This is a genomic window from Salinimicrobium oceani, assembly GCF_012037645.1.
This window is the reverse complement of the sequence record NZ_JAAVJR010001425.1, coordinates 1-310: the sequence shown is the minus strand read 5'-3', so window position 1 is coordinate 310 and position 310 is coordinate 1. Positions and strand designations below refer to the sequence as shown.

The 310-nt window shown below is 40.3% G+C and carries 1 protein-coding gene; it reads right to left on the bottom strand.

Annotated features, from left to right (window positions below; all coding sequences use genetic code 11):
- On the bottom strand, positions 1–309 hold a 309-nt coding region (locus HC175_RS22485), incomplete at its 3' end, for a permease-like cell division protein FtsX (RefSeq protein WP_209310217.1).
- Position 310 lies beyond the last annotated feature (1 nt).

Genomic DNA, 310 nt, shown 5'->3' with positions numbered 1-310 from the left:
AAAATCTTCCCCGATTTCTTTACTGTGAGCCTCGGCAGCCTCCTCTTTGGTTACGTAGGTTGTAGATTTTGTGTACTCAGCCAAAGCCAGACTTTTGTTGAGTTGCGTAATCTCCACTTCCTTGGCAGTATCTTTTAAATAGATAGTAAGGGCGATCTGTTCCTTAAAATGATCGGCAATTTTTTTGGTGTTGAGGACGAGCAGGCCCAACAATCCCAGTAAAAAAAGCACCAGTGCAATACTGATAACGACCGAAAAATAAGAGGAGATAAGACGTCTTTTTTGAAACTTTTCAAAAGATGAACTCATA